Origin of the sequence: Dryocola clanedunensis, from assembly GCF_038405435.1 — a bacterium.
Taxonomy (GTDB): Bacteria; Pseudomonadota; Gammaproteobacteria; order Enterobacterales; family Enterobacteriaceae; genus Dryocola; species Dryocola clanedunensis_A.
The window spans coordinates 1-614 of sequence record NZ_JBBYHZ010000118.1; the positions used below are offsets into that span (position 1 = coordinate 1).

Sequence of the window (614 nt, forward strand, 5' to 3'; positions counted from 1 at the left end):
GATGTGTCCAGTGCCTTCGTATCCCGCAACCCTGCGCAGATCCCGAAGGACGTCCAGTCGGTCACGCCGGCGTACGGCGCGGTGCTGCAGGCCTACCAGGTCGCCTCGCGCGACCGGCTGGCCGGAGCGGTCGAGCAGTATCTGGAGCGACTGCACCAGCAGCTGCTGTCCGGCCAGGTGCCGCCCGGCCGCGATGGCACGGTCACGGTGTTCGTACTCGGCCGCTACAACGCAGACCGCGCGATGCTGTCGGCCACGTGGCGGGCACGGCATGGGCAACACATGGAGGTCAGCTTCCTCACCGCGCACCGCTCCAAAGGCATGGAGGCGGACTATGTGATCCTGCCCGGCATGCTGGACCGGCGCTTTCCCAATACCCGCGCCGATGATCCCGTGCTCGCGCTGGCGATGCCGGACAGCGATGCGTATCCGCTGGGCGAAGAACGCCGCCTGTTCTACGTAGCGCTGACGCGCGCGCGCCGCTCGGTGGCGATGTTCACCGTGCAGGGTCGGCGCTCGGCCTTCCTGACCGAGCTGGTCAATGACGGTGCGGTGCGCGTCACCTCGATGGCGGGTGAGACCATCCACGAGCAGGCCTGCCCAGCCTGCAGGGT

The 614-nt window shown here is 68.6% G+C and carries 1 protein-coding gene; it reads left to right on the forward strand.

Translation table 11 applies throughout. The features are described from left to right. The coding region (locus AAE045_RS23765; RefSeq protein ID WP_455549765.1) for a 3'-5' exonuclease at nucleotides 1-614 on the forward strand (614 nt) is incomplete at both ends.